The sequence below is a fragment of the uncultured Gilliamella sp. genome (assembly GCA_945271295.1).
Taxonomy (GTDB): Bacteria; Pseudomonadota; Gammaproteobacteria; order Enterobacterales; family Orbaceae; genus Gilliamella.
This window is the reverse complement of the sequence record CALYPG010000032.1, coordinates 20536-27036: the sequence shown is the minus strand read 5'-3', so window position 1 is coordinate 27036 and position 6501 is coordinate 20536. Positions and strand designations below refer to the sequence as shown.

At 33.4% G+C, this 6501-nt stretch carries 6 protein-coding genes; 5 read left to right on the top strand and 1 reads right to left on the bottom strand.

Features of this window, described 5'->3' with window-relative positions; genetic code table 11:
* Nucleotides 1-542, bottom strand: a 542-nt coding sequence (locus Q0K76_RS12035; protein WP_294615918.1) for an aminotransferase class III-fold pyridoxal phosphate-dependent enzyme, incomplete at its 3' end; no start/stop codon positions are given.
* Between the two features lie 198 nt (nucleotides 543-740).
* Between Q0K76_RS12035 and Q0K76_RS12030 the strand changes: the two genes are divergently transcribed.
* The 5 genes from Q0K76_RS12030 (at nucleotide 741) to dnaN (ending at nucleotide 6455) form a co-directional block, all read left to right on the top strand.
* Nucleotides 741-1496: a MipA/OmpV family protein gene (locus Q0K76_RS12030; RefSeq protein ID WP_294615917.1), complete on the top strand. Its 756-nt coding sequence runs from the start codon at nucleotides 741-743 to the stop codon at nucleotides 1494-1496.
* 119 nt (nucleotides 1497-1615) lie between these two features.
* Nucleotides 1616-2524, top strand: a complete 909-nt coding sequence (locus Q0K76_RS12025) for a recombination-associated protein RdgC (protein ID WP_294615916.1) — start codon at nucleotides 1616-1618, stop codon at nucleotides 2522-2524.
* Between the two features lie 193 nt (nucleotides 2525-2717).
* Nucleotides 2718-3821 carry a porin OmpA gene (gene ompA, locus Q0K76_RS12020; RefSeq protein ID WP_294615915.1) on the top strand — a complete coding sequence of 368 codons (1104 nt, stop codon included), beginning with the start codon at nucleotides 2718-2720 and terminating at the stop codon, nucleotides 3819-3821.
* A 156-nt stretch (nucleotides 3822-3977) separates the two neighbouring features.
* Nucleotides 3978-5336: a chromosomal replication initiator protein DnaA gene (gene dnaA, locus Q0K76_RS12015; protein WP_294615914.1), complete on the top strand. Its 1359-nt coding sequence runs from the start codon at nucleotides 3978-3980 to the stop codon at nucleotides 5334-5336.
* A gap of 15 nt (nucleotides 5337-5351) precedes the next feature.
* Nucleotides 5352-6455: a DNA polymerase III subunit beta gene (gene dnaN / locus Q0K76_RS12010; RefSeq protein ID WP_294615913.1), complete on the top strand. Its 1104-nt coding sequence runs from the start codon at nucleotides 5352-5354 to the stop codon at nucleotides 6453-6455.
* The last annotated feature ends 46 nt before the right edge of the window (nucleotides 6456-6501 follow it).

The window sequence follows — 6501 nt, the reverse complement described above, 5'->3', positions numbered from 1 at the left end:
GCACGATCACCAAAATGACCATAACGACGACGATAACGATAACTTGAAGTGATTGATGATGCACCAAGTGTTCTACCATGATATCCACCTTGAAAAGCAAACATCAAAGATTTACCACCAGAGGCATTACGAACCAATTTTAATGAATCTTCAATACACTGTGAACCACCAACATTAAAATGTACGCGACCTTCATAACCAAATCGCTGTTGCATACCTTGAGCAATCGTTTTAGCTAATTCAATTTTGGTTGGGTGCAAATATTGGCTAGCACATTGCGGCAGGGTATCAATTTGTTTTTTGAGAACATTATTTAAACGTTCATTGGCATACCCAAAGTTACAAGCTGAGTACCACATTTGAAGGTCGAGGAAGGCTTTACCTTCTTTATCATACATGTAACTACCTTCACATCCATCAAAGATTTTCGGTGGTTCAACATAATGCACTGTATCACCAAAAGAACAATATTTGGCTTCATCGGCAAGTAATGTCGCATCATCAGGGCGACTGTTGATCATTTCTAAAGTTGGTTTACTCATAAGTTATCTCACTAATCCATATTCAAACATAATAAAATGTGGCATTATTATTCAAGAATTCTACTTGTTACAATGTACGATTAGTGTATAGATTTTGTGACGATATATTTGTCCAGATAAATATCTATTCATTATATACATTATTATTTGCTAGCACGTGACAAGATTAGACAACCCTATCAAAAAAGAGTATGAGAAATGAAAAAAACACTGAGTGTAATTTCTATTTTATCTATAATTAATTTCGGATTTATTGCAACGGCAATCGCGACCCCCACGCCCACGACTCTTGGTGTTGGCGTAAGCTGGACTGATTCGCCATATAAAGGTTATGGTTCATCTTTTTCGCCTATTCCACACATTGATTATGATAATGGTGTACTTTTTATTGATGATTTGTCTGCTGGCATTTATGCATACAATGATGAGCAGCAAAGTATTTCAATTGGCGCAAGTTATTTATCCAATGAATTTAAACCACATAGTTCAGATAATCATAAATTAAAACAATTGGATAAAAGGCATTCAACTATACTCGCTCAAATCGAATATTCAGCTACAACGAATTGGGGCATTTTTTCAAGTAGCCTTGCCACTGATGTGTTAAATAACAGTAATAGTCTTTTAGTCAACACCGACTATAGTGCGCCAATTATAGAAGGAAATCTTATTATTGTTCCAACCATAGGTATTAACTGGGCAAATAACAACCATAATGATTATTATTATGGTATTTCACATAAGGAATCGCGTCGTTCAGGACTGCGTTATCATAAAGCTGATAGTTCATTTACCCCATATGCTGAACTTGGTGCACAATATTCCTTAACTGCTAATATTGCTACCTTTGGTGGTATTCATGTTGATAAGTTAACCGGAGATGCAGCAGATAGTCCTATGATCGCTAACAGTACAGTGACATCAATTTATATGGGTGTGGCTTATAATTTTTAAGCAATATAGTGATGTTTATAGACACAAATGTCATATAACAACTTATATGTATCACAATTAACGACTGTTAATTGTGATAAAATACTCAGCTGTAACTAAAAATTCAGGAAAATACAAGTATGCTTTGGTTTAAAAATGCCATTATTTATCAGCTAAATAACGACTCGTTGCTTAATAAAGAAATAATAGAAAAAGCAGTAAAATCTCATCCATTTATACCTTGTGGTAATTTAGATAATAACAAAATGGGTTGGGTTTCACCTTACCATGATAATAATCAGGATGACTTTATTGTCGATATGCAAGGGCATTTATTATTACGAATCAAGAAAGAGACTAAAATATTACCTTCACCAGTCATTAAACAAGCTTTATTGGAGAAAATAGATAAACAAGAACAAGTATTAAATAGAAAGCTAACCAAAAACGAAAAGGCAACCTTGAAAGATGAAGTCATGATCGATCTGATGCCTAGAGCATTTAGTAAATATAATTATTACTGGCTATGGATCGATACCAATAACAAGCGAATTATTGTTGACTGTAATAGTTTTAAACAAGCAGAAGATATTTTAGCTATTTTACGCAAAGAACTGGGTTCACTTGCACTCACACCTTGGTCTATTGATAAACCACTTGAGCAAATTATAACAACATGGGTTAAAGAGAAGCTGAATTTTCCACCATTTATATTAGGTAATCAAGCCGAACTTAAAGATCCGCTTGAAGATAATGGTATTGTTGTCTTTAAAAATCAAGAGATTACTGGTGAGGAAATACTTGTTCATTTCACTTCAGGTAAATGGGTGACAAAAGTCCAAATAATTGATGAACGAGGGGTAAGCTTTATTGTTAATACTGATTTGACATTTAAACGCATTAAATTCGATGCAGTTATTCTAGATGAAAATGAAGATATTAGCTCAGATGAATCAGATAAACGCCTTGAAGCTGATTTTTTTATCATGGCTAGCACATTAGCCAATACTATTAATGATTTTTACATTATAATTAATCAAATCATTTGACGATGTCAAACAAACATTTACACTTAATAAAACCATTAATTATAGATTTGTATATTTTATATGCTATAATTATTTTTAGATTATGTGAAACATAATTGTGTATAGTGATAACTAAATTGTTCTATTATTCTATACATGATAGAACAAAACAATAAAGAAACTAAACGTCTATAACAACAAAGTTGAGGCATAAATGAAAAAAACAACTCTAGCTCTAGCAATCGCAGTTGCAGCATTAACAACAACCGCAGCTAACGCAGCATACGAAGACAACACTTTTTACATTGGTGGTAAATTGGGTTGGTCTGAAATGTATAATTTAGATTCAAAAAAAGTTCTTAAGGGTGATTATAGAGAAGATGCAGGTATCAAAACATCTGATCGTAGCAATATTGGTGGTGGTGCTTTTTTAGGTTTCCAAGCCAATCCTTATCTTGCATTTGAATTAGGTTATGACTGGTTAGGTTCAGCTAAATATAAAAGAACTTATAAAGATGATCATACTAATGCTGGCAAAAGTAAAGTTGATGCACAAGGCGTTTCTTTAACAGGTAAAGTAAGCTATCCATTATCATTTATTACTGATGACTTAGATATTTATGGTCGTGCAGGTGGAATGATAACTATTGCTAAATGGAAAAATAGTGGAGATTACAAAGAAGATTATGGTCGAGGCGGAACGAAGACTGATGTTTCTCCTGTTTTTGCATTAGGTCTAGATTATCGTCTAAGTGAAGATTTTTCTACTCGTTTAGAATATCAATATGTTAATCATATTCATACTAAAACTGATGCCTCTCCAGACAACGGTTTATTAACTTTAGGTATTACTTACCGTTTAGGTTCACCAGCTATTGCAGCACCAGTGGAAGTTAAAACTAAAGAAAACAGTTATGTACTTAATGAAGATGTACTATTTGCTTATGCAAAGGCTGACTTAAAAGAAGAAGGTCGTCAAGCATTAAACAATTTATTAACAACACTTGTTAAAATTAATCCAACTGAAAGTACTATTATTGTAATTGGTCACACTGACCGTATTGGTTCTGAAAAATATAACCAAAAATTATCAGAACAACGTGCTAATTCAGTCATGAAATATTTAGTTTCTAAAGGTGTTCCAGCAGATTTAATTACTGCTCGAGGCATGGGTAAATCTCAACCGATAACAGGAACTAAATGTCATGCTCTTCGTGGTTCTGAACTAAAAGCATGTTTAGCCCCAGATCGTCGTGTTGAAATCCAAATTAAAGCAATTAATATTCAAAAAGTTAAAGTAATTAATACCACAAATTAATTTTAGTCATACTAAAAACCCGGATGCAACCGGGTTTTTTCAACTTATATAGTTTGTTAGCAACTAAATTATATATTGTCTTTGCTCTACAATTTATCCACAAAAAAGATTATAATCATTAGCGTATTGTTAGTAATCAAAGTTAAAGGAGTCACTGTGCCTACCGCTATATGGCAAGATTGTCTTTCTCAATTACAAGAAGAGCTTCCTACAACAGAATTCAATTTATGGATTCGTCCGTTGCAAGCGGAAATGGTTGATAACAAACTCTATATTTATGCTCCTAATAGATTTGTCCTTGATTGGGTAAGAAATAAATACCTAACAACAATATCTCAGTTATTAAATAAACTTTTTAATAACGATGCGCTGAAATTATATCTTGAAGTTGGTTCTACCTTATCTACATCTATTGATAAAAAAACAAAGAAAGAAGAACCTAAAGAAGCTATTACACCAGCTTGGAAAACGACTAAAGAAAATAATCACACTTATCATTCAGGAATTAATCATAAACATACTTTCGATAGTTTTGTTGAAGGTAAATCGAACCAACTTGCCGTTGCTGCAGCCAAACAGGTGGCTGAAAACCCAGGGAAGGCTTATAATCCATTATTCCTATATGGTTCGACAGGTTTAGGTAAGACCCACTTGTTGCACGCTGTGGGCAACCAAATATTGGCAATCAAAGTAAATGCCAAAGTTGTTTATATGCATTCTGAACGATTTGTTCAAGACATGGTAAAAGCCTTACAAAATAATGCTATTGAAGAGTTTAAAAATTACTATCGTTCTGTCGATGCTTTACTTATTGATGATATACAATTTTTTGCTAATAAAGAACGATCTCAAGAAGAGTTTTTTCACACTTTTAATTCATTACTCGAGGGTAATCAACAAATTATTTTAACTTCTGACCGTTATCCAAAAGAAATTAACGGTGTTGAAGATCGCTTGAAGTCTCGGTTTGGTTGGGGACTAACCATTGCTATAGAACCTCCTGAACTTGAAACTCGCGTCGCCATTTTAATGAAAAAAGCCGAAGAAAATAATATTAAACTACCTGAAGAAGTGGCTTTTTTTATTGCAAAACGTTTACGTTCTAATGTCCGAGAATTAGAAGGGGCACTTAATCGAGTTATTGCTAATGCTAATTTTACTGGTAAATCCATTACTATTGATTTCGTTAAAGATGCACTAAAAGATTTACTTGCCTTACAAGAAAAATTAATTACTATTGAAAATATACAAAAAACTGTTGCCGAGTATTATAAAATTAAGGTATCTGATTTATTATCTAAACGCCGTTCACGTTCAGTAGCAAGGCCTCGTCAAGTCGCCATGGCGTTAGCAAAAGAGTTAACCAATAAAAGCCTTCCTGAAATTGGTGATGGATTTGGGGGAAGGGATCATACAACAGTACTACATGCATGTCGAAAAATCGCAGAATTAAAAGAAGAAAGCAATGATATTAAAGAGGATTATTCCAATTTAATTCGGACATTATCAACTTAAAAAAGAATCAACACTATGAAATTTATTATTGATCGCGAAAAACTTATCAAACCATTACAACTTGTTAGTGCTCCACTTAGTAGTCGTCCGACGCTGCCAATTTTGGGTAATTTATTGCTCCAAGTGAGTGATAATATATTATCAATGACCGGTACAGATCTTGAAATTGAAATGATTTCACATTTACCTTTAATTGAAACCAATGAGCCAGGTGCAACCACAGTGCCTGCTAGGAAATTTCTCGATATTTGTCGAAATTTACCAAATAATGCGCAAATTTCGGTAACCTTAGATGATAATAGGTTGATAATTCAATCAGGTCGAAGTAAATTCTCATTATCAACTTTACCAGCAAATGATTTTCCCAATTTAGAAAATTGGCAAAGTGAAGTTGATCTTTCGGTACCACAAAAAACTATAAAACGACTTATTGATGCAGTTCAATTTTCGATGGCCAATCAAGATGTAAGATATTACTTGAATGGGATGTTATTTGAAATTGAAGATGGTCAATTAAAAACTGTTGCTACAGATGGACATCGATTGGCGGTTTGCGCACAACCGATCGGACAAAATATTTCCACATCTTATTCTGTTATTTTACCAAGGAAAGGCGTGATTGAGCTTGCTAAATTGGTTGGTGACAATGACGAATTAATTAGCATGCAAATTGGTAACAATAATTTACGTGTAAACCTAGGTGATTTCACATTTACATCAAAACTTATTGATGGTCGATTCCCAGATTATAAACGAGTATTACCACGAAGCCCTGACAAACCACTTGAAGTTTCATGTGAAGAATTGAGAAATGCATTATCTCGTGTAGCAATTTTATCAAATGAAAAATTCCGTGGTATCAGACTTTATGTAAACAATAATCAAATAAAAATTACCGCAAATAACCCTGAACAAGAAGAAGCAGAAGAAGTCATTGATGTTAAATATGAGTCAGCAGAACTTGAAATTGGCTTTAATGTGACCTATTTATTAGATATATTAAATACGTTAAAATGTGATAGTGTACAACTTTTGTTAACAGATGCTACATCAAGTGTACAAATTGAAGATATTAATGATCAATCTGCCACTTATGTTGTTATGCCAATGCGACTATAGTCAAATCTCATTCAATTCTCCGGCTTCGGCCGGACATATTACTAAG

Excerpts from the sequence above, each read along its gene's own strand:
- Q0K76_RS12030 (WP_294615917.1), top strand. The coding sequence starts at position 741 with ATGAAAAAAACACTGAGTGTAATTTCTATTTTATCTATAATTAATTTC.
- Q0K76_RS12025 (WP_294615916.1), top strand. The coding sequence starts at position 1,616 with ATGCTTTGGTTTAAAAATGCCATTATTTATCAGCTAAATAACGACTCG.
- ompA (WP_294615915.1), top strand. The coding sequence starts at position 2,718 with ATGAAAAAAACAACTCTAGCTCTAGCAATCGCAGTTGCAGCATTAACA.
- dnaN (WP_294615913.1), top strand. The coding sequence starts at position 5,352 with ATGAAATTTATTATTGATCGCGAAAAACTTATCAAACCATTACAACTT.